This is a genomic window from Rahnella sp. PAMC25617 (assembly GCF_050606005.1).
GTDB classification, from domain to species: Bacteria; Pseudomonadota; Gammaproteobacteria; order Enterobacterales; family Enterobacteriaceae; genus Rahnella; species Rahnella variigena.
Genome location: NZ_JBOCUM010000145.1, coordinates 1 through 255, shown reverse-complemented (window position 1 = coordinate 255; position 255 = coordinate 1). Strand labels below are relative to the sequence as shown.

At 46.3% G+C, this 255-nt stretch carries 1 protein-coding gene; it reads left to right on the top strand.

Translation table 11 applies throughout. The features are described from left to right. Nucleotides 1–255 (top strand): condensation domain-containing protein (locus ACM615_RS24050; protein ID WP_431012654.1); only part of this gene is annotated, 255 nt, incomplete at both ends.

Genomic DNA, 255 nt, shown 5'->3' with positions numbered 1-255 from the left:
CGCATTTATGATTTAGAAAGAGGGCCTCTTGCGCAGTGGACGATTGTGGATATGGGCAATGAAGAATTTTATCTTCTTTGCGCGCAGCACCATATCATTTCAGATGCATGGTCGCTCAGTCTGCTCATTCAGGAGTTAGAAGTGGCATATGACGGGCTTCTTGCAGATGAAGCGCCGCAGCTCCCAGCGCTGGAAATTGAATGGACAGATTATGTCCATTGGGAAAATGAGCAAGTAATGCATCATCAAGTAGAC